We start from the raw sequence: 20543 nt of genomic DNA on the forward strand, positions 1-20543 counted from the left end.
TGGCGGGATGCCGAGGTCGGTTCGGGACGCGGTCGCGCGACTGCGTACCCTGAGCGCCCGTGAGCGAGCACACGAACTCCGCCAAGATTACTGAAGACGACTTTCGCGGTTACGACCTCGTCGTCGTCGGGTCCGGTTTCTTCGGCCTGACCATCGCCGAACGGGCCGCGGCCGAGCTGGGCAAGAAGGTCCTGGTCCTCGAGCGCCGCCACCACCTCGGGGGCAACGCCTACTCCGAGGTCGAGCCCGAAACGGGCATCGAGGTGCACCGCTACGGCGCGCACCTGTTCCACACGTCCAACAAGCGGGTGTGGGAGTACGTCAACCGCTTCACCGAGTTCACCGGCTACCAGCACCGGGTCTTCGCGCGGGTGAAGGACCAGGTCTACTCGTTCCCGATGAACCTCGGCCTGATCAACCAGTTCTTCGGCAAATCGCACACGCCGGACGAGGCGCGCGAGCTGATCGCGAAGCAGGCCGCGGAGTTCCGGACCGAGGACGCGCAGAATCTCGAGGAGAAGGCGATCTCCCTGATCGGCCGTCCCCTCTACGAGGCGTTCATCCGCGGGTACACCGCGAAGCAGTGGGAGAACGACCCCAAGAACCTCGGCACGAACATCATCAACCGGCTGCCGGTCCGCTACACCTTCGACAACCGGTACTTCAACGACACCTACGAGGGTCTGCCGGTCAACGGCTACACCGCGTGGCTCGAGAAGATGGCCGAGCACGAGAACATCGAGATCCGGCTGAACGTCGACTACTTCGACGTGCGCGACCTGATCCCGGCGGGCACCCCGACCGTCTACACCGGGCCGCTGGACCGCTACTTCGACTACTCGGCGGGCCGGTTCACCTGGCGCACCGTCGACTTCGAGTCCGAGGTCGCGCCGACCGGCGACTTCCAGGGCACCTCGGTCGTGAACTACAACGACGAAGAGGTCCCGTACACCCGGATCATCGAGTTCCGCCACTTCCACCCGGAGCGGGACTACCCGAAGGACAAGACGGTCATCTTCCGCGAGTACTCGCGCTTCGCGAAGGAAGACGACGAGCCGTACTACCCGATCAACACCGCCGAGAACCGCGAGAAGCTGGAAAGCTACCGCGAGCTGGCGAAGGCCGAGGCGCGCGAGAAGAACGTGCTGTTCGGCGGGCGGCTCGGCACGTACAAGTACCTCGACATGCACATGGCCATCGGGTCGGCGCTGTCGATGTTCGACAACAAGATCGCCCCGCACCTCACCGAGGGTGCGCCGCTGGACGGGTCGATCGATGCTTGAGAAGGACACCCCGCGCGGTGAGGTGGCCGTGCTCTCCAGCACCCAGAAGGCGCTGAAGAAGCCGGGCGCGGTGCAGGTCGCGCGGGGGATGTCGCTGTTCGGGGAGCACAGCGCGGGATGGTTCGCGCTGGGCTTGCTCGGAGCGGCGGTGGACCGCGACCGGCGCAAGGACTGGCTGGTCGCGGCAGCCGGAGTGGTGGGCGCGCACGCCGCGTCGATCGCCGTGAAGCGCGTCGTGCGGCGGCGCCGTCCGGACCATCCCAGCGTGGAGGTTCTGGTCGGCACGCCGAGCAAGCTGAGCTTCCCGTCGTCGCACGCGACGTCGACGACAGCGGCGGCGGTGCTCTACTCCGGATTGACCGGGCGTAACCTGGTCCCCGCCCTGGTACCGCCGATGCTCGCCTCGAGGCTGCTTCTCGGCGTTCACTATCCGACAGACGTTCTGGCCGGAGCCGCCCTGGGTGGCGTCGTCGGCGGTCTGATCCGACGGAAGCTGACCACAAAGCGATGAGCGAAACGACCGACGAGCGAACCGAAAACGCGTCCGGTACGGCCGAATCCGCGGAAGCGACGGAAGCGGCCGCCGAGAAGACCGAGGTCGCCGAGGAAACCGACAAGGCCGAGAAGACCGAATCCCCGGTCCCGGCCGCCCCCGCCCCTGCCTCGGGCCCGAGCCCGGTGGGTCTCGTGCTCGGGGTGATCAAGACCGCGCGGCCGAAGCAGTGGGTGAAGAACGTCCTCGTCTTCGCGGCGCCGTTCTTCGCGTTCTCCAAGGCGACGAACCGGACTGAGCTGGTCATCGACGCGCTGATCGCGTTCGTGGCCTTCTCGCTCACCGCCTCGTCGGTCTACCTGATCAACGACGCCGTCGACGTCGAGGCCGACCGGGCCCACCCGACGAAGCGCAACCGCCCGATCGCGGCGGGCATCGTCCCGGTCCCGGTGGCCTACGCCGCGGCCGTGGTGTTCTTCCTGGCCGGGCTCGCCGTGTCGTTCGCGGCGGACTGGCGGCTGGCGATCGTGCTGGCGGTCTACGAGGCCGTGCAGCTCGGCTACTGCTTCGGCCTGAAGCACCAGCCGGTGGTCGACCTGGCGATCGTCGGCTCGGGCTTCCTGATGCGCTCGGTGGCGGGCGGCGTCGCCGGCGGCATCGCGATGTCGCAGTGGTTCCTGCTGGTCACGGCGTTCGGCTCGCTGTTCATGGTGGCGGGCAAGCGGTACGCGGAGATCATGCTGTTCGAGCGCACCGGCGCGAAGATCCGGTCCTCGCTGAAGAAGTACTCGGCGAGCTACCTGCGCTTCGTGTGGGCGACGTCCGCGGCGATCCTGATCATGTCCTACTGCCTGTGGGCGTTCGAGATCCGCCAGGCCGAGCACAACTCGGTGTGGGCGGTCGTGTCGATGGTGCCGTTCGTGATCGCGGTGCTCCGCTACGCGGTCGACGTGGACGGCGGCAACGCCGGCGCGCCCGACGAGATCGCCCTGAAGGACCGCGTGCTGCAGGTGCTCGGCGCGACGTGGGTCGTGACCCTGTTCCTGTCGTTCTACCTGTGAACTGCGCGCGGATTTAAACAGCTGGGATTCAGCTTCTCCACAGCATCGCCGGTCACCCTCGGGGTGGGAGCCGGGACACCCCGCCTCCCGCCCGCTCAGCCCGGAGGACCGACGATGAACGACGACAAGAACCCCTCGCCCGGCGAGCCGACCGAACAGTTCGGACGGGCGGGGGACCTGGGCGGGGCTTCCGCTGGCGAAGCCCCGGCCGCTGCCGGTGGCCAGCCGGAGGCGGCTGAGGAAGCCGCTCAGCCGGGGGCGGCCGCCGAGCAGACCAGCGAGCTGGGGCAGCCCGCTCCGGGCGCTGAGCAGCCCGCTCAGCCCGCTTCGGGTGCCGCGCACGCCAGCCAGCCTGCTTCGGCCGCTCAGCAGCCCGGCTACTACGCACCTCCCGGCCCGTGGGGCATGCCCCTGCCGCCGCCGAAACAGGGCGGTTTCCGCCGGTTCGTCTCCCACCGGGCCACGCAACTGGTCGGAGTGGGAGTCCTGGGCCTGGTCGTCGGAGGCGGCGTCGTCGGCGGCGTCATGGCCGCGACGCACCATTCCGGCCGCCCCGGCATGAGCCAGCACCAGGGCGGACACCGCTTCAACGACGGCGGCCCCGGCCAGCGGCACCGTGTTCCGGGCGGCCAGAACGGCGGCAACGAGAACAACGGCCCCGGGTTCGGCAACGGATACGGCAACTGAGCGATCAGGTCAGTCGCGCAGAGCCAGCAGCTTCATGCGGCCGGGAGCTGATGCCGTTCCTGCGGACGCGGCTGGAAGCGATCAGAGTGCCTCGAGTGTTTCGTTCAAAATCTTGACGATCGCACGCGGGTCGCCGGGGATGAGTTCGGTCCGCTCGCCAGTGGTCCGGTACGTCAGGACTCGGCCGGCCACCAGGTCCAGGGCGAAGATCGGGCCGCCGGTGCGGTGCACGCCCGCCGCCCGGCGGCCGGCGTACAGCTGGTGCACTGCTTCCCGGGGCTGGTCCAGGATCGAATTGAGGTACTCGGCGCTGGTGCTTTCGTCGAACGGGTCCGGCGCCTCGTCGGATGCCACCGACACCGAGCGCACGGGCGCGCCGGGGAGCTGCGGAAGCGTGTCGAAAAGCGCGGTGGCCAGCCGGTTCGGGGCAATCTGCCGGATCTCGACCACGTCGTCCTGGACGGACACCCGTACCGCGTCCGGCCCGCGCCGCGCGACCAATGCGCTGCGATCGGTGCCGGTGCTGAATTGCGAGTGCGCGAAGTATTCGCCTTCGGCATACGCGATCACCTGCAAGGTCGCCCGGAAGTCCGGTGTCGGCACCGCGTCGCGCGCGAGCCCGAGTTGCCCGAGGTACTCGATGGTTTCGGCATGCAGTCGACGGTCTGCCCCGTCCCTCACCCACAATCGCTTACCGCCGAGCATCGGGTGCATTTCGCCGAGATCGAGCATGTCCCAGACCATGGACAGCACTGCGGTCGGCAGCCGCACCGCGGGATCCAGTCCGGTCATGCGCCGAGCGTGGGCGGCGTCGACCGGAGGCCGGTGACGGGATCGATGGTCGCTTCTTCGTCGGAGAAGATGTCGTCGGTGTCCAGGACGTACTTGCGGTTGTGCTCGGCGTCGTCCTCCTTCTTGCCGCCGCGACCGCCGCTCATCCCGGCCCCGGGCATGCCGCGCTCGCCGGCCGCGCCTCCGCGCAGCGCACCCGTTCCCGCTCCGCCGCTGCCCCGAGGACCGAACTCTCCGGCTCCGACCCGGGAACCGCCGCCCGGACCGCGAGGCGTGGTCGCGGCGCCTCCGCTCTCTCCGCCGGTCGAACCGAACCCGATGCCCGGGGTGTAGCCGAGGCCAGACCCGCCGGAGCCGCCGGAACCCGGGCCGGACGCGCCAGGCTGGTACCCGGCGATCTCCGGCGGGGTGAACCGGGACTGAGCGGAACTGTTCGGCTCCAGGTAGCTGGAGGTGCTGGTCGCGTCGGCCGGACTCGGCGAACGCGGGTAGCTGCCGCTGTACGGCCCGGTGTCGCGGTAAGGACTGTGGCCTCCGCTGACACCGGGGCCCGGGCTGCTCGCCCCGCTCGCTCCGGGAACTTGGCCGCCTGGTCCCGTCTCATACGGGTCGGGACCTCCCGGCCGCCGACCGCCGGGGCCTGGTGGGCCTGCTGGCGGATGGCCCGGGCCTGGGTCGCTCGGCTGGTGATTGACCGAGACGCCGCCGTCGTACGCGCCGAGCTTGCCGTAGTCGTACTTCAACTGCCCCGAATTGGACTGGGTCTGGTGGGTGAACTCCTGGTAGAGCTGCAGATTCTTGGCCGAAGCCTCGTTGTGGCTGCGCATCTCGGCCATCACGTCGGAATCGAACAGGTTTTTCCCGCTCTTCAGCGCGTTCGTGAGCGGTTCCGCCGACATGGGCGCCATCTGATTGCGCAGATTGTCGAGCATCGCCGCGGCGGAGGCGTGCGTTCCGCTGTTGTCGTGGAACGTTTGCTGCGCACCAGTCATCGAGGAACGCACCGTCCGCAGCCGCTGCGAGACCTTGTCCGCCGCCGCGCCGCTCCAGACGGATTCGAGACCGCCGAGAATCTCCGAGACGTCCTGGCTGACCGCTTCCTGATCACCCGCCAGCCCCTTGGCGAGGTCGCTTCCCTCATGCCAGATACCGGGTTGAGCTGCCTGGATCTGCGGGACGATCTCCTCGATCGGCACCGTCATCTCCTGGTATTTGTCGAGCAGCGCCTTGGTGGACTCCACCCAGCCCATGTCACCGCCCCGCTTTCTTCTTGAGCGTCGTGACCGCGTGGTCGGCAATGATGGCGGCGATGCGGCAGGAGTCGGTCTTGCCGCTGTTGGACAAACCGAGGTCGACTCCTACCTCGAATTCGAGAGTGTCGGAGAGCCCCACCGCGATCTGGCACCCGTCTGTCCTCGGGCCTGGCTTCGGGTCGTAGGCCACGGCAGGGAAGCCCTGGATGGGCGGAAGCACGTCGAACCGTTTCATCTGCGGCTTGACCTGCTTGTAGATGATGCTCAAGCCTTCTCGTTGCTTGGTCGTGTAGAAAATCGTCAGCATTGAGCCGTCCTGATGGTCAGACCAGGTGCACTTCGGGCCGAGAGGGCCGTCTTCCGGTTTGCCGGTGACGCCGTCTCCGACGTCCTCATGGACCTGCTGGGGGCTGAGCGCGTCGCACGCGCTCCCGGAGAGCACGGAATCAGGAAGCGGATTCTCGACCTTCGGAGCGCCACCGTAGGGCGGCACTTCTCCGCTTGGCGACGAGGTGCTGGCCGACACCGGCGTGGGGTGGCCGCCCGTGGTGCCGGAGCAGCCGGCGAACAGCATTGCGGAGCTGAGCAGGACAAATGCCGTGCGGAGTTTCATTCCGTCGTTTCCTGGGGGTCGACGCTTTTCATCATGGCGGATTGCTGGTGATCGCTCGATTCTGTCATGCCGAGCGCCTCTGCGATGCGCCGGATGAATTCATCGACGTAGGCAATCTGAAGGTCGATGTGGCCTCCGCCGTATGAGTAGGCGCCCAGTTTGCCTTTGCCGTCCCCGACCATTGCCACATGCGCGGCAAGCGTCGAGGGGTCCTGCGCCGGTGCCTTCATTCCGCAGAGGTTGACCGCATTCCGGCGCATCTCCGTCAGCTTCTCTTTCACTGTCATCAGCTTGCTGAGCAGCTGTTTTGCCTCATCGGGCTCCAGCACGAAGCCGTCCGGCGCCGTCGTCTTGGCTTGCCCGCTCGCGACCGTGAACGCCGTGTCCTCCCACACCTGTGCCCCCTCGACGCTGGTGTCGGCAATTGGTTACAGGTAGCACGGTAGCCGATCAATCACCCGCGGTGGACGCGATTCTGAAAGGTGCTCTACGGCTAGACATAAATGCTCTAGACATAGCTGCTCTAGTTATTTGTGCTCTGGTTTTGCTGGCGCTAGACGTGTGTGATTACCTGACTATGGCCAAGCCTCCGATCTCCGCTGCCGCGCGCATTATCGGCGAGCGCGTGCGCGAGTTCCGGAACAAGGCTGGGCTCAATCAGGAGCAGCTGGCCGAGGCGGCCGGCGTGCACTGGACCTTCGTGAGCCAGGTCGAGCGCGGCCTGCGCAACATCAACCTGCACAACCTGCTCAAGTTCGCCGACGGGCTCGGCGTGAACCCCGCGAAGCTCGTGGACGGCTTGCGTCCGCCGTCAGACTCGGACTAGCCGCCGTCCGGTGTCTGGTCCACTGTAGACGGACGCATAACCTGACGGAACGTGCCTTCGCGAGCGAGCAGAATCTGCGTGAGCACCTGCAATCCGACGAAGAACGCGATCGACAGTCCGGCGTCGAGTGCGGGAACGTCGTCGACTGGCAGCGTGTACGCCATCCCGATGCTCAGTCCACTGTGGACCAAGCTGCCGACGCCCCACGCCACGGTCAGCGTCCGCCACACCCGGCGGAACGACGGGCGGGCCGCCCACGCCGCGTCCAGCCGGGGGCCGCGGCCGGGGAGCAGGGCGCGGGCTGCCTGATAGGTCGTCGGGTACTGGCCGACGAACAGGCTCGCGAGCAGCCAGACGCCCGCCAGCGTGCTGAACCAGGCCCCGCGCACGAGCAGCAGCCGGGCGTCGCCGGTCATCAGCGTGGTGGCCAAGCCGACGGCGAGGAACATCAGGACGAGCAGGCCGATCCCGTCCGCGCGACGCCGGGTGACCAGCGTGTACAGCACGCGCAGCGCGGGCGGCAGGCCGCTCAGCAGCAGCGCCCATACGGGTGGGACGTCGAAGGCGCGCAGCAGGTAGTAGCCGCCGACTGGCGCGCCGAGATCGATCAGCAGCGCGGCCAGCGACGAGCGGAATTCGTTCCCCATGCCCCGAGTTTCGGCGCGCCGGGCACCTCAGGACATCGTCGAGCCGGTCAGCCCGGCATCCACCGAACGGTGGAGGCCGGGCCGGAACAACGTCAGACCGGCAGCTTGCGGAAGATCGGCCGCGGCACGTGCCGCAGGATCGACATCACCAGCCGGAACTCCGACGGCGACCACACGAGGTCCTTGCCCTTGCGCGCGGCCTCGACCGCGACGTCGGCGACCTGCTCGGCGGTCCGGGTCAGCGGGGCGTCCTTCATGCCTGCGGTCATCTTGGTCTTGACCTGGCCCGACCGCACGACGGTCACCTGCACGCCGTGCGGCGCGAGGGCCTCGCCGAGACCGAGGTAGAACCCGTCGAAACCGGCCTTGCTCGAGCCGTACACGAAGTTCGACCGGCGCACGCGCTCGCCCGCGACCGACGACAGCGCGATGACCTTGCCGTGGCCCTGCGTCTTGAGCTTCTCCGACAGCGCGACGCCGACCGACACCGCGGCGGTGTAGTTGACCGTCGCCAGCTCGACCGCCTTGCCGTGGTCCTGCCACAGCTCCTCGGCCTCGCCGAGCAGGCCGAACGCGACCACCGTGACGTCGATGTCGCCGCCGGCGAACGCCTCGTCCAGCACCTTCGGGTGGGAGGCGAGGTCCTTGGCGTCAAAGGCCACAGTGGACACTTCGGCACCGCGATCCTTCAGGCGCTGCGCGGCTTCCTCCAGCCGCGGCGAAGGACGTGCGGCCAGCACGACCCGCAGCGGCTTCTCCGCGAGGTACTTCTCCGCGATCGCCAGCGCGATGTCGGACGTGCCGCCGAGCAGCAGCAGGGACTGGGGGTTACCGACCGCGTCGATCACAGTGCGAGCCTCCGGCTCATGTCAGAGGCGAAAACGCCTTCGGGGTCAACGGAAGCGCGCACCTTGCGCCACTCCTCCAGCCGCGGGTACATCTTCGCGAAAGTCTCGGGCGAGGTGCGCGAGTCCTTCGCGGTGTAGAGACGGCCGTTCGCGTCCAGGACCATCTCGTCCATTTCCTCGCAGAACCGGCTGAGCCCGCTCTTGATCGGGAAGTCGACGCTCAGCATCCAGCCCGGCGCCGGCCAGGACATCGGAGCCGGGTTCGAGTCGCCCATCCGCTTGAACACGTTCAGGAACGAGTAGTGCCCGGACCGCGAGATGGCCCGGCAGATGCCCTTGAGCTGCTCTTCCGCGCCGAACGGCACGGAGAACTGGTACTGCAGGAAGCCCTTGCTTCCGTAGCCGCGGTTCCACTCGCTCAGCATGTCGAGAGGGTGGTAGAACTGCGTGAGGTTCTGGATCTTGCCGCGCGCGCCCTTCTTGGGCACGGTCTGCTGCCACAGATTGCCCATCATGGTCGAGGTCAGCTTGTTGACCAGACCGCTGGGGAACACGTCGGGCAGCGTCAGCAGCTGCGGCGCGTCGAAGCGCAGCGGGTCGTTGCGCAGCTTCGGCGGCAGCTGGTCGAGCGTCGCGAGCGAACCGCGCGAGAACGTGGCCCGGCCGAGGCGGCTGTCGGACGAGATCAGGTCCGGCACGGCCATGGAGTAGTCGTAGTTGAGGTCCGAACCATCGGTGAAGAGCCCGAGGGTCTCGTCGAGGTTCGAGGTGCGGTCGGCGTCCACGTAGAAATACGCCGATTCCGTCTTCTTCATCCGGATCGTGGCGCGGACGATGATCCCGGTCAGCCCGATCCCCGCCACGGTCGCCCAGAACAGCTCGGAATCCGGGCCTTCGGGGGTGAGCGTGCGCACGGATCCGTCGGCGGTGAGCAGGTCCATCGACACCACGTGGTTGCCGAAGCTGCCCGCCGAATGGTGGTTCTTGCCGTGGATGTCGTTGGCGATCGCGCCGCCGATCGTCACCTGGCGGGTGCCCGGCAGGACCGGGACCCACAGGCCGTACGGCAGGGCCTCGCGCATCAGCTTGTCGAGGCTGACGCCCGCGTCGAGGTCGACGAGGCCGGAGTCCGGGTCGATCGAGTGGATGCGGTCGAGCACGGTCATGTCGACGACCAGGCCGCCCGCGTTCTGCGCCGGGTCGCCGTAGGACCGGCCGAGCCCGCGTGCGATGACCCCGCGCGGGCCTGCGGAGGCGACGGCGCGGGCGATCGCGTCGACGTCGCGGGTGCTCAGCACGTCGGCGACGGTCCCGGCGGTGCGGCCCCAGCCGGTGAGCGTGCGGCGCTGTGTCTCGGGTGCTTGGGTCACGCCGACCAGGGTAGCCACGCCGAACACCGCCCGGAACGTGACCCTGAAGTGCTCGCTTCTACACTTTGCGCATCAAGGCACAAGCGTCCGAGCGTCGAAGTGGGTAATACGGACACTGACGCAATAGGCCGAGAAGGTATTCCAAGTGGTGGCTACAGAACCGCAGAGTGACCAAGCGCAGCCGGTGCCCGCGGGCCCCGGGCTGCTGGGCCAGCTGATCCGGTTCGGCGTGATCGGCGGCTTCTGCGCCCTGTTCGACCTGGGCACGTACTCGCTGCTGCGAGCGGTCGGCATGGACGCCGTCCCGTGGGTGGACGTCGCGCGCGCGATCAGTTTCGTCGTGGGCACGACCACGGCGTTCTTCCTGAACCGGCGCTTCACGTTCGCTGACGGGCGGCGCGACGGGAACGCGCAGGTCGGCAGCTTCGTTCTGCTGTACGCCGTCACCTTCTTCGTCGCCGTCGGCGTGAATCAGCTCATGCTGCACGTGCTGCCGGAGTCGGGCTGGAAGGCCACGCTGGCCTGGGTGGTGTCCCAGGCAACGGCGACTGTGATCAATTTCGTGATGCTCAAATGGGTCGTGTTCCGTGTACGGCCGGTAAAGGAGAACTGAGTTCGATGCCCGGTAAAGCAGCCCCGGTCGCGGAGGCGGCCCCCGCAGGCCAGACGCGGTTCGCCGAGCACGCCCCCGAAGGCAGGCTCACGGCCCAGCGCGGGCTGTACGCCGGGCCGGCTCCGATCGTCAGCAAGGACATGTACGCCGAGGTCGAACTGGGCAACGCCCTGCGCGAGCGCGGCAGTGTGACGCTCGAGCCGTCCGCGAAGGTCACCGGCAACACCTACTTCGGCCGCTTCCCGGCGAGCTACTGGCAGCGCTGGACCACGGCGACCGAGGTGAAGCTCGAGGCCGTCGTCACCGGGGACGGGCTGCTGTCGCTCGGCGCGTCCGACATGCTCGGCGACCCGCGCGTGGTCGACGCGCAGCAGGTTTCGGGCGCGAAGGGCGCCAAGGTCGAGCTGACCGGCAAGCTGGACAAGTTCCTCGACGGCGGCGCGCTGTGGCTCGACCTCGAGACCGAGGGCGGCCAGACGCTGCGGGTCGAGCAGGTCCGCTGGACCGTCGACGCGCCGGAGTCGATCCGCCCGACCGCGGTCACCATCTGCACGATGAACCGCGCCGACGACTGCCTGAAAAACCTCCAGGCGCTCGCCGCCGACGTGTCCTCGCTGGACACCCTCGACGCCATCTACGTCGCCGACCAGGGCACCGACCTGGTCGAATCGCGCGAGGGCTTCGAGCAGGTCGCGAAGGACCTCGGCGAGAAGCTGCACTACATCAAGCAGCCGAACCTCGGCGGCGCGGGCGGCTTCACCCGCGGCATGTACGAGGTGGCCGGGCACACCGAGACCGAGCACGCGAACGTGCTGTTCATGGACGACGACGTGCTGCTCGAGCCGGACCTCGTCGTGCGCATGACGGCGTTCTCCAACCGCGCGGCCAACCCGATCATCGTCGGCGGCCAGATGCTCAACCTGCTGCACCCGAACCAGCTGCACGTCGGAGCCGAGTACGCCCGGCTGAACACGCTGGAGCCGGGACAGCCGGTGCAGCACTCGCTGTCCACCGCCGACCTGCTCGGCGTCGACGAGGACGGCAACCCGAACCGCCAGGAACGCCGCCTCGACGCCGGGTACAACGGCTGGTGGTCGTGCCTGATCCCGTACGAGGTCGTCAAGGCCATCGGCTACCCGCTGCCGTTCTTCTTCCAGTGGGACGACGCGGAGTACTCCTACCGGGCCCGCGAATACGGCTTCCCCACGGTGACCCTGCCGGGCGCCGGCGTGTGGCACGCGGACTTCCACTGGAAGGACTGGGACGAGTGGCACCGGTACTTCAACCTGCGCAACTCGATCATCACCGCCGCGCTGCACTCGCCGTTCAACCTGAACCTGCTGTCCCGCGTGCTGCTGGCGCAGCTGGTCCGCTACCTGCTCGGCATGCAGTACGGCCTTTCCGCGACGCTGATCAAGGCGGTCGAGGACTTCCTGGAGGGCCCGGAGATCCTGCACGACGGCGGCGTCGAGGCGATGAAGGAGATCCGCCGGATCCGCGACGCGTACCCGGAGACCAAGCGGCACAAGGTCACTGACGTGCCGGGCATCGCGTCCAACGACATCGGCATCATCAACAGCGCGCCGCGGCCGAGCATGCAGCGGCTCGTGCTGATCAAGCGCATCCTCGACAAGGTGCTCGGCCGCAGCCGTTTCGGGCTCGGCGCGGTGTCGATCGACGAGGCGCACTGGTGGCACGTCGCTTTGTTCGACACCGCCGTGGTCACCGACGCGTCGCAGGAAGGCGTGCGCGTGCGCACCTACGACAAGGTCAAGATGTTCGACCTCGCCAAGCGCGGCGCGAAGGTGCTCAACCGGCTGCGCAAGGAGGGGGCGGGCGTGCAGGAGCAGTACAAGCGCGCGATGCCGGAACTCACCTCGCGGGAGAACTGGAAGCGGCTGTACGGGCTGTGATCGCCTGAGCTGTCCGGGAAGGGCGTTCGCGTTTCGGCGCGGACGCCCTTTCTGTCTTTTTCGGTAGCTTTGAATTCATGGCCGACCTGGTTTCCCGCGCGCGGGCTCTTGCCGACGATCTGTTGTTTCCGGCGGCGGCTGAGGTGGACCGGCTGGGCGTGGTGCCGCGCTCGCATTTCGACGCGCTCGCCGAGGAGGGTTTCTACGGTCTCGCCGCGCCGGATTCCGGGGTCGGCCTCGAGCAGCTGGTCGGCGTGCTCGAAGCGCTGGCCGGCGGGTGCCTGAGCACCGCGTTCACTTGGCTGCAGCACCACGGCCTGGTCGCTGGCCTGGCCGCGACGGACCGGGAGGACCTGCGGGAGCGATACCTGGCGGACCTGATCAGCGGACGGTTGCGCGCGGGCGTCGCGTATGCGGGCGTGATCCCGACGCCGCCGAGAGTGCGGGTTCAGCGGGTCGACGGCGGGTATCGGTTCGACGGCGAGGCGCCGTTCGTGAGCGGCTGGGACGCGATCGACCTGCTGCAGCTGTCCGGCCGGGACGGCGACACGGTGGTCAACGCGTTGGTGTCGCCGATTGTCGGGCACAGTCTGGTCGCCGAGCCGTTGACGCTCATGGCCGCGCAAGGCACCGCGACCGTGCGATTGAAGCTGAACAACCACTTCATTCCCGACGAATCGGTTTTCGCCAAGGTCAGCTACGACAAATTCGTGGCCGGCAATACGTTTGCGGCCCGGCTCAACGGGTGTGCGCCGCTTGGCCTCGCGGAGCGCTGCGCCTGCTTGATCGAGGCGACCGGCGAGAAGGAAACGGCGACGGCGCTGCGGTCCGAACAGGAAGAAATCCGTCGTCGCCTCGACGCCGGGCTCGCTGATCCGGCCACGCTCCCGGCTGCCCGCGCCGCCGGAGCCGAGCTGGCGTACCGGTCGGCGGGCGCGCTCGCCGCGGCGACCGGCAGCAGCGCGGTGCTGGCCGGGGCGCCCGCGGGCCGGCTGGTGCGCGAGGCGACGTTCCTGCTCGTGGCCGCGAGCAGACCGGAGATCCGCGCCGGACTGCTCGCCCTCGTCCGCCGCTAAACGGACAGGCCGAATTTGCCCTTTCGGCTCAGATCGTCCACATAGGCGGCCGCCACGTGGACGAAATTCACCGAAACAGTGTTGCCGTCCCGGGTTTCCAGCGAGTGAACGCCGCCGTGTTTCAGGAGGTCCGGGAGCTTTTCCTGAACAGTTTCGGAACTGTCCGCGGTGAGCGGGAAGATCAGCGGCTCTCCGCCTGCCGAAAGGTGCAGGACCAGTGCTGGTTTGGAATCTGCCATGGGTCCATGGCAGCAGCGGGTGATCATCGGCGGCAAGGGCGGTTCGCCGACAGCGGATCCGCTCACAGCGGAAGCGGGCTAGGCGGGTTCGCCGAGGCGGGCGGCGAGCCGGTCCGTGACAGTGCGGGGCTCGCGCCCGAGAAGCTCGCCCAGCAGCGGGCCCGATTCGGCGAAATAACCGGCCCGGGTGGCCTGGTGCCAGGTGAGCAGGAACCGGGCCGTCTGCTCCGGGACCCCGTTCGCGATGTGCCCGGCGACCCATTGTTCGTCGTCCAGGACAACGCGATTGACAGTGCGACCGGTGAGGCCGGAAGCGATTTCGGCGAAATCGGCGAAAGTGACCGCGGCCGGAGCGGCGAGGGTGACGGGGCCGTCGACGGAGCGGTCGCCGGCGAGAAGGGCCGCGGTGGCTTCGGCGATGTCCGCGCGGTCGGTGTACGGGACGGGGCCGTCTGCCGGCTGGGCGATCTCGCCGGTCCGCTGCCACGGGCCGAGCACCTGGTCGAGCGGACCGTAAGCGCTGTTGCGCAGTGCGGTCCAGGCGACTCCGGAGTCGCCGAGGATCGCCTCGGTGGCGAGGTGGAGGTCCGACGGCCGGTACGGATTGCCGGGGGCGGCGCCGTGCTGGCTCGTGTAGAGGATCCGCCGGGCGCCGGCCGCGACGGCCGCGTCGATGGCGCGCCGGTGCAGGCTCACCAGGTCGGCGGCGGGGTCGTTGCCGGAGATCAGCAGGACCTGGTCGGCGCCGGCGAAAGAGTCGCCCGGGTCCTCGTAGGAGCCCCGTCGTACGCGGACCCCTCGGTCGGCGAAGTGTCGCGCCTTCGCGGGATCGCGGACGCTGACGCCGATCTGGCTTGCGGATACGCGCGTGAGGAGGTGCTCGACGGTGGCACTGCCCAGCCCGCCGGTGGCACCGGTGACAACGATCATTCCCCTGGTCTCTTCCTCGGGAGCATAAGTTGACTTCATGGGTCAACTTCTTCCGCCGCTGACTTTAGGTAAGCTGACTCATCGAGTCAACTTACGTGGAGAGACGAGGTCGCGGTGCCCGCGGAATCCCGGCTGCGCGCCGACGCCAGACGCAATTCCGAGCAGATCCGAACCGCTGCGATCGGCGCCTTCCAGGGACGGGGCCTGACCGTCCCGCTGGAGGAGGTCGCCAAGGCGGCGGGAGTCAGCAAAGCCACGATCTTCAACCGGTTCGGCGGCCGGATCGGCCTCATCGAGGCGGTGCTCGAAGAGGTCGTCGCGACGGAACTGTTCGCGGTCATCGACCGCATGCGGACCGTCGACGACATCGGCGAGCGGATCGACTGTTACGTCACCGGGCTGCGCGATCTCCAGTACCGCCAGCCCTCCGTCAATGACGTCCTGCTGCAGACCTATCCGAACTCGCCGCAGCTGATGGAGATCTGCCGGGTCGGGGGCGAGGCGAACGAAGAACTCGTCGCGGCGGCACGGGCCTCCGGGGCTCTTCGGCCGGAGTTCACGGCGGGCGACCTGCACGCATTCGTCGTCGAAACCGCCCTCGCCCTGAAACACGGCGAACGGCCTGCTCGCGAGGCCTACGACCGGCGCACCGCTTACTTCCTGAACGGAATCCGAACCGCGCGCTCCGGATGACGCGCCCTTGGCGCCGATGGCCGCGACCGTGCGGAGTGGACTACGGTTTCGCCGGGGAGAGACCGGATTTAGGGGTGGGTCGTGCCGTACACGTTGACGCTGTCACCGGCAGCGGTGGATCTCCTGCTGGCCGAACTCGGACTCGGCCGCGCGCCGGTGCCGTTCGTGGTGCCGCACATCGGCATCACCGGCGAGGAACGCGCCGCGGTGCGCGACGCCGTCTTCCGCGACCTCGACAGCCGCGGCCTGCTGCGGCGGGGGACCATCGACGACGACGTCCAGATCGCGCTAGCCACGTTCGCCCGGCCCGGACTCGCGGTGTCCGCGGCGGCGAAGCTCGGCGACGAGCAGCTGTTCGCGCGCGTGGCGTCCAACGGCCAGTTCGCGGTGCTGGTGTCCCAGCGGGACGGGATGTTCGCCTTCGAGGAGGTCCGCCCGACCGGCATCGTCCCGGCGATCGTCGACCTGCTGCCGCTCACGCCCGCCGCGCCGGGGCAGTCGGTGACCGTCGCGCAGCCGTCGAAACAGCCGGTCCGGGGCGACGCGTACGACCCGTTCGCCGGGGTCAGCGGCCCGCGCACGCACAATCCGCAGCTCCGCGCGGTCCAGCGGATCTTCGAGAAGCCGCGGTTGGCGGTCGGCCAGTTCACGCCGTACGTAGGCGACGGCAACGGCCATGAGCGGGCGCTGCCGTCGCTCGCGTGGTTCGACACCGAACTCGGCCGCTACCTGCTGAGCACGCGCGATTCGAGCGACGGAAACCGCTGGCTCACCTATGCCCCGGCGGACAATGCCCGGCTGGCCCAACAACTGTTCACCCAGCTGGAAGGCTATTCGGCAAACGCCTGACCGGAGCGGCTCGCGTCGGTAAACTCCGGCGCATGAGCACTGATCCGCTGGCGGCAGGCGGGCTGAACGCCAAGGGCATCGCCGAAGCCGCGGCCGAAACGCACAAGCTGGCCGACACCGCGAAGGCCGGCGGGTTCAGCATCGACGGCGACGCACTCGGTGACCTGCGCAAAGCGCTCACCGACATGGTCACGCGCCTCGAACGGCTCAAGCCGCAGACGCAGGCGCTGACGACCGCGCCGAAACTCGGCAGCCACCCGTATGGGCAGACCGTGGCCGAGCACGACCGCAAGAGCGGAGCCGACGCGCCCGGGTCGGCCCTCGACGTGCTGGACCAGTTCGGCCGGATCCTGAAGGAGGCCGACGAGGCCCTCGCCCGCGCCGGCGGGGTCTACACCGAGAACGAGAACCAGGCCGTCGATTCCCACCGCACCGTGAAGGGCACCGAATGAGCACGCCGCAGCCGGGGCTCGCGCCGTCGGACGCCGACTACCTCGGGCACCCGCACCAGCAGCTGAAGTCGTTTGTCGAGACCAATCTCGACGTGGAGCAGGTTTCCTCGGTTTCGCACGCGTACACCGAGGTGCAGAAAGCGTTCGAGGAATTCGCGACGCAATTGGGCGAGGCCGTGAAGAAGGCTTCGCACGCGTGGAGCGGCGAGGCCGCGGCCGGTGCGCAGGCGTATTTCGTGAGCCTCGCCGAATGGGCCGAGGCGAACGGCCAGAACGCGAAGCTGGCCGCGCAGATCGTCGAGGAACAGGCGTCCGCGGCGCAGGCGGCGAAGCATTCGATGCCGGAAGCGGTCCCATTCGACTGGTCCGAGGAATTCGACAAATGGTCGCACGCGAGCCCGCTCGAAATGAGCAATGAGATCGACGCGACGCTGAAGAAGCAGCAGGAGAGCCGTTCCGCGCACGAGCAGGCCGCGGAGACGATGTCGAAGTACGACGCTTCGCTGTACTCGTCGGGCTCGAAGCAGCCGACTTTCGCGCACCCGCCGAAGTTCGGGGTCGCGGCGGGCGGCGGGGCCGCGGTGGCGATGCCGACTGGTCCGGAGCACCACGACGCCCCTGCTCCTGCCCCTGCGCCCGCTCCCGCTCCGGTTGCCGCGGACGCTGGTTCAGCCTCGGTGGGTGCTGCCGGTGGCGGCGGCGCGGTGGCCGGGCACGCGAGCGCGCCGACGGTCAGCGGCCCGAGCCAGTTCACCGGTGCCGTGCATCAGCCAATGCCGGACAGCGCGACCACCGCGGCCGGTTACGCACCGGCCGCCGCCCAAGCGGCCTCGAGCGGCGGCAGCGCCGGGGCGGGCGGAATGGGCATGGGCGCGATGCCGATGGGCGGCATGATGGGCGGTGGCGGCGGCGGTTTCGGCGCCGACGAGGAGCACGAAAACAAGGTCGGCCGCGGCGGCGGTTCGTTCGGCCCCGGCGACGGAGCCATGTCCCCGGGCGCGGCGGACGTCGCGGCCGGAGGAATGGGCGGCGCCCCGGCCCGCCCGGGCATGGGCTTCGGCGCCCGTCCGTACGACGACGGCAACGACCAGCCCGCGTTCGTGATGGAGATCGACGAGAACGAGGAATACGGCGGGCACCGTTCCGCGCCGCCGGTCATCGGGGAATAACGCGAAAGTCCGTTGTGGACGGTGAGCCCATCGTCCACAACGGACTGACCGGCGTCAGTACCGGTAAAACTTCTCCGCCCGTCCCTGCCGGACGAGCTTCAGCCACTGCACGAAGGCCTTCGGGTCCCGCTTCACGCCCACGAAATACAGGCCGAAGCGCAGCACCTCCAGCGCCCCGATCTTGCGCATTCCCGGCTGCGACAGCAAATACCCGCGGTTGCGGTACGTGTAGTACCGCTTGACCTCGTTCTCCGGGTCCTGCGCGTGGAATTTCCCGCCCAGCATCGGCTTGAACTCGTCCGAACCGTCCGGGTGCAGGTAGGTCGTGCGCAGCGACGTGCCGAACGGCAGGCCGGACCGCACCAGGCGGCGGTGCAGTTCCACCTCGTCGCCGCGGAAGAACAGGCGCAGGTCGGGCACGCCAGTGACGTCCAAAGTGGACGCGCGGAACAACGCACCGTTCATCAGGGACGCGATGCCCGGCAGGAAATCCGTGCCGAGTTCGGCCGACGAGCGCTTCCAGGTCAGGCCGCGGCGCAGCGGGAACGCGAGTTTCGCCGGCGCGTCGATGTTCGCCACCACCGGGGAAATCTCGGCGAGACCGCGCTTTTCGGCTTCCTCCAGCAGGATCTCGAGCACGTGCTCGTCCGCCGGGCGGCCGTCGTCGTCGGCGAGCCAGACCCACTCCGCGCCGAGCGACAGCGCGTGCAGCATGCCGAGCGCGAAACCGCCCGCGCCGCCGAGGTTCCGGTGCGACGGGAGGTACGTGTACGGCAGCGGGTAGGCCTCCACGACGTCCCGCGCGGACTTGTCCGGGCCGTTGTCGACCACGACGAGGTGGTCGACCGGCCGGGTCTGGGCGGCGATGACCTTCAGCGAGTCCGCGAGCAGCTCGCGCCGGTGCCGCGTGACCACCACGCCGACGACCGCGCCGTCGGGCAGCTCTCGCGTCTCGCCGGTCATCATTCCCCGCCGTTCGTCGTGGTCGCGGGCTCGATGCCGAGGCGCTCGAGACCTTCCTGGCTCATGTTCTCGAACGGGTCGCGGCCCTTGTACTCGGTGAGCACCTCGCGCAGCGAACCCTGCTTCCGGACGTGCCCCTCGTCCATCCAGATCGCGGTGTCGCACAGCTCCATGAGGAACTCGTCGGAGTGGTTCGCGAACACCAGGATGCCGGAGCGCTTGACCAGGTCCTTGAGCCGGTCGCGGGCCTTGTTGAGGAACGCCGCGTCGACCGCGCCGATGCCCTCGTCGAGGATCAGGATCTCCGGGTCGATCGAGGTCACGACGCCGAGCGCGAGCCGCACCCGCATGCCGGTGGAGTACGTCCGCAGCGGCATCTGCAGGTAGTCGCCGAGTTCGGTGAACTCCGCGATGTCGTCGACCCGCTTCTCCATTTCCTTGGCGCTCATGCCGAGGAACAGGCCGCGGATCAGGATGTTCTCGACGCCGGAGATCTCCGGGTCCATCCCGATGCCGAGGTCGAACACCGGCGCGATCCGGCCGACGATCCGCGACGATCCGCGCGTCGGCTCGTAGATCCCGGCGAGCAGCCGCAGCAGCGTGGACTTGCCCGCGCCGTTGTGCCCGACGAGGCCGACCCGGTCGCCCTCGCGGAGGCTGATCGACACGTCGTGCAGCGCCTCGATGATCGGCACCTTCTGGTCGGAACTGATCTTTCCGCCGACCTTGCCGAGCACGCGCTTTTTCATCGAACGCGTTTTCGCGTCGAAAATCGGGAAGTCCACGTACGCGTTGTGGACGTCAATGCTGACCATCTGTCACACCCAATACGAGACGCGAGACCGGTAATTGCGCATGGCGACGAGCGCGAGCCCCCACCCGACGACGGTGATGCCGCCGACCACGACCCAGCTGGACCAGCTCACCGCCTGCCCGATGAGCGGCGACCGCACCACCTGCATGTAGTGGTAAAGCGGGTTCAGCTTGATGATCGGCAGCGCCCACGACGCGCCGTCCCGCGCGCCGCCGGACAGCAGCTGGTCGACCGGCCAGACGATCGGGGTGCCGTAGAACATGAGCTGGATCAGCGAGTTGATCAGCTGCGGGATGTCCCGGAACCGGGTCGAGATGATGCCGAGCAGCAGCGCCGCCCAGCCCGCGGTGAGCGCGAGCAGCACGAAGCCGGGAATGGCGAGGAAAATGTTCCAGCTCAGCCCGGGGTGGCAGTACTTGTGCGGAAGACACGCGCCGTCCGGCGACCCGAGCGAATACGGGGAATCGAGCGCCGAGAAGAAAATGATCAGCAGCACGACGTAGACGATCATGTTGTGCGCCAGCAGCAGCGTCTGCCGCCAGATCGTGCGCAGCACGTACACGCTGATCGGCGCGGGGACCTGTTTGATCAGGCCCTCGTTCGCGATGAACGTCTCCATGCCCTCGGTGAGGCAGCCCTGGATGAAGCCCCAGATGATGAAGCCGGTGGAGAGATAGGGCAGGAACACCTCGATCGGCGTGCGGAACAGCTGCGAGTACAGCAGGCCGAGACCGAGCGCGATGACACCCTGGCTGATCGTGATCCAGAACGGCCCGATGATGGACCTGCGGTAGCGCTGCTTGATGTCCTGCCAGCCGAGATGGGTCCAAAGCTCGCGGGCGGCGAAACCGGTCTTGATGTCGTCGATGGCACGCGCGAACGTCTTGCTGTCCGACGACGGTGGAACCGGAGTCGAGACATCGGGTTCGGCTGCGTGAACCGTGCTGGTGGCATGCACG

24 protein-coding genes are annotated in these 20543 nt (G+C 68.4%); 12 read left to right on the forward strand and 12 right to left on the reverse strand.

The annotated features are described in order from the left end of the window. The first annotated feature begins 59 nt into the window (after positions 1 to 59). From glf to CU254_RS40335, 4 genes are all read left to right on the forward strand, one after another. The gene (gene glf, locus CU254_RS40320; RefSeq protein WP_009085867.1) at positions 60 to 1283 is read left to right on the forward strand and encodes a UDP-galactopyranose mutase; all 1224 of its coding nucleotides are present in this window, start codon (positions 60 to 62) and stop codon (positions 1281 to 1283) included. Then, positions 1276 to 1794 (forward strand): phosphatase PAP2 family protein, encoded by a 519-nt coding sequence (locus CU254_RS40325; protein WP_037718997.1) that lies wholly within the window; start codon positions 1276 to 1278, stop codon positions 1792 to 1794. The genes glf and CU254_RS40325 overlap by 8 nt, the downstream gene beginning before the upstream one ends. Further along, a complete protein-coding gene (locus CU254_RS40330) occupies positions 1791 to 2837 on the forward strand; it encodes a decaprenyl-phosphate phosphoribosyltransferase (RefSeq protein WP_009085870.1) in 1047 nt (348 codons plus the stop codon). Before CU254_RS40325 ends, CU254_RS40330 begins: the two co-directional genes overlap by 4 nt. A gap of 114 nt (positions 2838 to 2951) precedes the next feature. Beyond that, the gene (locus tag CU254_RS40335) at positions 2952 to 3524 is read left to right on the forward strand and encodes a hypothetical protein (RefSeq protein ID WP_009085871.1); all 573 of its coding nucleotides are present in this window, start codon (positions 2952 to 2954) and stop codon (positions 3522 to 3524) included. 81 nt (positions 3525 to 3605) lie between these two features. On the opposite strand, the gene CU254_RS40340 is transcribed toward CU254_RS40335, so the two are convergent. The 4 genes from CU254_RS40340 to CU254_RS40355 are packed head-to-tail and all read right to left on the reverse strand — an operon-like array spanning position 3606 to position 6577. Then, positions 3606 to 4316: an ESX secretion-associated protein EspG gene (locus tag CU254_RS40340; protein ID WP_009085872.1), complete on the reverse strand. Its 711-nt coding sequence runs from the start codon at positions 4314 to 4316 to the stop codon at positions 3606 to 3608. Continuing rightward, a complete protein-coding gene (locus tag CU254_RS40345; protein WP_158688137.1) occupies positions 4313 to 5557 on the reverse strand; it encodes a hypothetical protein in 1245 nt (414 codons plus the stop codon). The genes CU254_RS40340 and CU254_RS40345 overlap by 4 nt, the downstream gene beginning before the upstream one ends. A 10-nt stretch (positions 5558 to 5567) precedes the next feature. Next, positions 5568 to 6182 carry a DUF3558 domain-containing protein gene (locus CU254_RS40350; protein ID WP_009085874.1) on the reverse strand — a complete coding sequence of 205 codons (615 nt, stop codon included), beginning with the start codon at positions 6180 to 6182 and terminating at the stop codon, positions 5568 to 5570. Continuing rightward, positions 6179 to 6577, reverse strand: coding sequence for a hypothetical protein (locus CU254_RS40355; protein WP_009085875.1), 399 nt, complete (start codon positions 6575 to 6577; stop codon positions 6179 to 6181). Before CU254_RS40355 ends, CU254_RS40350 begins: the two co-directional genes overlap by 4 nt. 182 nt (positions 6578 to 6759) lie before the next feature. Here CU254_RS40355 and CU254_RS40360 point away from each other — a divergent pair, with 182 nt between their 5' ends. Further along, positions 6760 to 7008 (forward strand): helix-turn-helix domain-containing protein, encoded by a 249-nt coding sequence (locus CU254_RS40360; protein ID WP_009085876.1) that lies wholly within the window; start codon positions 6760 to 6762, stop codon positions 7006 to 7008. On the opposite strand, the gene CU254_RS40365 is transcribed toward CU254_RS40360, so the two are convergent. From CU254_RS40365 to CU254_RS40375, 3 genes are all read right to left on the reverse strand, one after another. Next, the gene (locus CU254_RS40365) at positions 7005 to 7655 is read right to left on the reverse strand and encodes a VC0807 family protein (RefSeq protein ID WP_009085877.1); all 651 of its coding nucleotides are present in this window, start codon (positions 7653 to 7655) and stop codon (positions 7005 to 7007) included. The two genes, CU254_RS40360 and CU254_RS40365, sit on opposite strands and share 4 nt — an antisense overlap. Before the next feature lie 92 nt (positions 7656 to 7747). After that, positions 7748 to 8503: a decaprenylphospho-beta-D-erythro-pentofuranosid-2-ulose 2-reductase gene (locus CU254_RS40370; RefSeq protein WP_009085878.1), complete on the reverse strand. Its 756-nt coding sequence runs from the start codon at positions 8501 to 8503 to the stop codon at positions 7748 to 7750. Beyond that, the gene (locus CU254_RS40375) at positions 8500 to 9873 is read right to left on the reverse strand and encodes an FAD-binding oxidoreductase (protein ID WP_037719113.1); all 1374 of its coding nucleotides are present in this window, start codon (positions 9871 to 9873) and stop codon (positions 8500 to 8502) included. Before CU254_RS40375 ends, CU254_RS40370 begins: the two co-directional genes overlap by 4 nt. A 145-nt stretch (positions 9874 to 10018) precedes the next feature. Between CU254_RS40375 and CU254_RS40380 the strand changes: the two genes are divergently transcribed. From CU254_RS40380 to CU254_RS40390, 3 genes are all read left to right on the forward strand, one after another. After that, positions 10019 to 10486, forward strand: a complete 468-nt coding sequence (locus tag CU254_RS40380) for a GtrA family protein (RefSeq protein ID WP_009085880.1) — start codon at positions 10019 to 10021, stop codon at positions 10484 to 10486. Between the two features lie 5 nt (positions 10487 to 10491). Then, complete coding sequence (locus tag CU254_RS40385; protein ID WP_009085881.1) at positions 10492 to 12399, forward strand: glycosyltransferase; 1908 nt, start codon at positions 10492 to 10494, stop codon at positions 12397 to 12399. A gap of 77 nt (positions 12400 to 12476) precedes the next feature. Beyond that, entirely contained in the window at positions 12477 to 13475 is a 999-nt protein-coding gene (locus tag CU254_RS40390; RefSeq protein WP_037718999.1) for an acyl-CoA dehydrogenase family protein, read from the forward strand. Here CU254_RS40390 and CU254_RS40395 read toward each other — a convergent pair. Next, positions 13472 to 13714 (reverse strand): hypothetical protein, encoded by a 243-nt coding sequence (locus CU254_RS40395; protein WP_009085883.1) that lies wholly within the window; start codon positions 13712 to 13714, stop codon positions 13472 to 13474. The two genes, CU254_RS40390 and CU254_RS40395, sit on opposite strands and share 4 nt — an antisense overlap. Positions 13715 to 13792: 78 nt before the next feature. Further along, positions 13793 to 14683 (reverse strand): NAD(P)H-binding protein, encoded by an 891-nt coding sequence (locus CU254_RS40400; RefSeq protein WP_234392791.1) that lies wholly within the window; start codon positions 14681 to 14683, stop codon positions 13793 to 13795. A 75-nt stretch (positions 14684 to 14758) separates the two neighbouring features. Here CU254_RS40400 and CU254_RS40405 point away from each other — a divergent pair, with 75 nt between their 5' ends. From CU254_RS40405 to CU254_RS40420, 4 genes are all read left to right on the forward strand, one after another. Further along, positions 14759 to 15337, forward strand: coding sequence for a TetR/AcrR family transcriptional regulator (locus CU254_RS40405; RefSeq protein ID WP_009085885.1), 579 nt, complete (start codon positions 14759 to 14761; stop codon positions 15335 to 15337). 81 nt (positions 15338 to 15418) lie between these two features. Next, positions 15419 to 16186, forward strand: a complete 768-nt coding sequence (locus tag CU254_RS40410) for an ESX secretion-associated protein EspG (protein WP_009085886.1) — start codon at positions 15419 to 15421, stop codon at positions 16184 to 16186. Between the two features lie 32 nt (positions 16187 to 16218). Then, entirely contained in the window at positions 16219 to 16638 is a 420-nt protein-coding gene (locus CU254_RS40415; RefSeq protein WP_009085887.1) for a hypothetical protein, read from the forward strand. Next, positions 16635 to 17807, forward strand: a complete 1173-nt coding sequence (locus tag CU254_RS40420; protein WP_009085888.1) for a hypothetical protein — start codon at positions 16635 to 16637, stop codon at positions 17805 to 17807. Before CU254_RS40415 ends, CU254_RS40420 begins: the two co-directional genes overlap by 4 nt. A gap of 54 nt (positions 17808 to 17861) precedes the next feature. Here CU254_RS40420 and CU254_RS40425 read toward each other — a convergent pair whose 3' ends face one another. From CU254_RS40425 to CU254_RS40435, 3 genes are read right to left on the reverse strand one after another with little or no spacing between them, the layout of a single operon-like run. Further along, positions 17862 to 18770, reverse strand: a complete 909-nt coding sequence (locus CU254_RS40425; protein ID WP_037719003.1) for a glycosyltransferase — start codon at positions 18768 to 18770, stop codon at positions 17862 to 17864. Next, positions 18770 to 19585 carry an ABC transporter ATP-binding protein gene (locus tag CU254_RS40430; RefSeq protein WP_009085890.1) on the reverse strand — a complete coding sequence of 272 codons (816 nt, stop codon included), beginning with the start codon at positions 19583 to 19585 and terminating at the stop codon, positions 18770 to 18772. Before CU254_RS40430 ends, CU254_RS40425 begins: the two co-directional genes overlap by 1 nt. Positions 19586 to 19588: 3 nt before the next feature. Beyond that, positions 19589 to 20542 (reverse strand): ABC transporter permease, encoded by a 954-nt coding sequence (locus tag CU254_RS40435; protein ID WP_009085891.1) that lies wholly within the window; start codon positions 20540 to 20542, stop codon positions 19589 to 19591. Position 20543 lies beyond the last annotated feature (1 nt).

The sequence above is a fragment of the Amycolatopsis sp. AA4 genome (assembly GCF_002796545.1).
In the GTDB taxonomy this organism is placed as follows: domain Bacteria; phylum Actinomycetota; class Actinomycetes; order Mycobacteriales; family Pseudonocardiaceae; genus Amycolatopsis.

Bases quoted from the DNA above. Each gene is read 5' to 3' on its own strand.
- CU254_RS40325 (WP_037718997.1), top strand. From the start codon at position 1,276: ATGCTTGAGAAGGACACCCCGCGCGGTGAGGTGGCCGTGCTCTCCAGC.
- CU254_RS40330 (WP_009085870.1), top strand. From the start codon at position 1,791: ATGAGCGAAACGACCGACGAGCGAACCGAAAACGCGTCCGGTACGGCC.
- CU254_RS40335 (WP_009085871.1), top strand. From the start codon at position 2,952: ATGAACGACGACAAGAACCCCTCGCCCGGCGAGCCGACCGAACAGTTC.
- CU254_RS40340 (WP_009085872.1), bottom strand. From the start codon at position 4,316: ATGACCGGACTGGATCCCGCGGTGCGGCTGCCGACCGCAGTGCTGTCC.
- CU254_RS40350 (WP_009085874.1), bottom strand. From the start codon at position 6,182: ATGAAACTCCGCACGGCATTTGTCCTGCTCAGCTCCGCAATGCTGTTC.
- CU254_RS40360 (WP_009085876.1), top strand. From the start codon at position 6,760: ATGGCCAAGCCTCCGATCTCCGCTGCCGCGCGCATTATCGGCGAGCGC.
- CU254_RS40365 (WP_009085877.1), bottom strand. From the start codon at position 7,655: ATGGGGAACGAATTCCGCTCGTCGCTGGCCGCGCTGCTGATCGATCTC.
- CU254_RS40385 (WP_009085881.1), top strand. From the start codon at position 10,492: ATGCCCGGTAAAGCAGCCCCGGTCGCGGAGGCGGCCCCCGCAGGCCAG.
- CU254_RS40390 (WP_037718999.1), top strand. From the start codon at position 12,477: ATGGCCGACCTGGTTTCCCGCGCGCGGGCTCTTGCCGACGATCTGTTG.
- CU254_RS40395 (WP_009085883.1), bottom strand. From the start codon at position 13,714: ATGGCAGATTCCAAACCAGCACTGGTCCTGCACCTTTCGGCAGGCGGA.
- CU254_RS40400 (WP_234392791.1), bottom strand. From the start codon at position 14,683: ATGAAGTCAACTTATGCTCCCGAGGAAGAGACCAGGGGAATGATCGTT.
- CU254_RS40415 (WP_009085887.1), top strand. From the start codon at position 16,219: ATGAGCACTGATCCGCTGGCGGCAGGCGGGCTGAACGCCAAGGGCATC.
- CU254_RS40420 (WP_009085888.1), top strand. From the start codon at position 16,635: ATGAGCACGCCGCAGCCGGGGCTCGCGCCGTCGGACGCCGACTACCTC.
- CU254_RS40425 (WP_037719003.1), bottom strand. From the start codon at position 18,770: ATGACCGGCGAGACGCGAGAGCTGCCCGACGGCGCGGTCGTCGGCGTG.
- CU254_RS40430 (WP_009085890.1), bottom strand. From the start codon at position 19,585: ATGGTCAGCATTGACGTCCACAACGCGTACGTGGACTTCCCGATTTTC.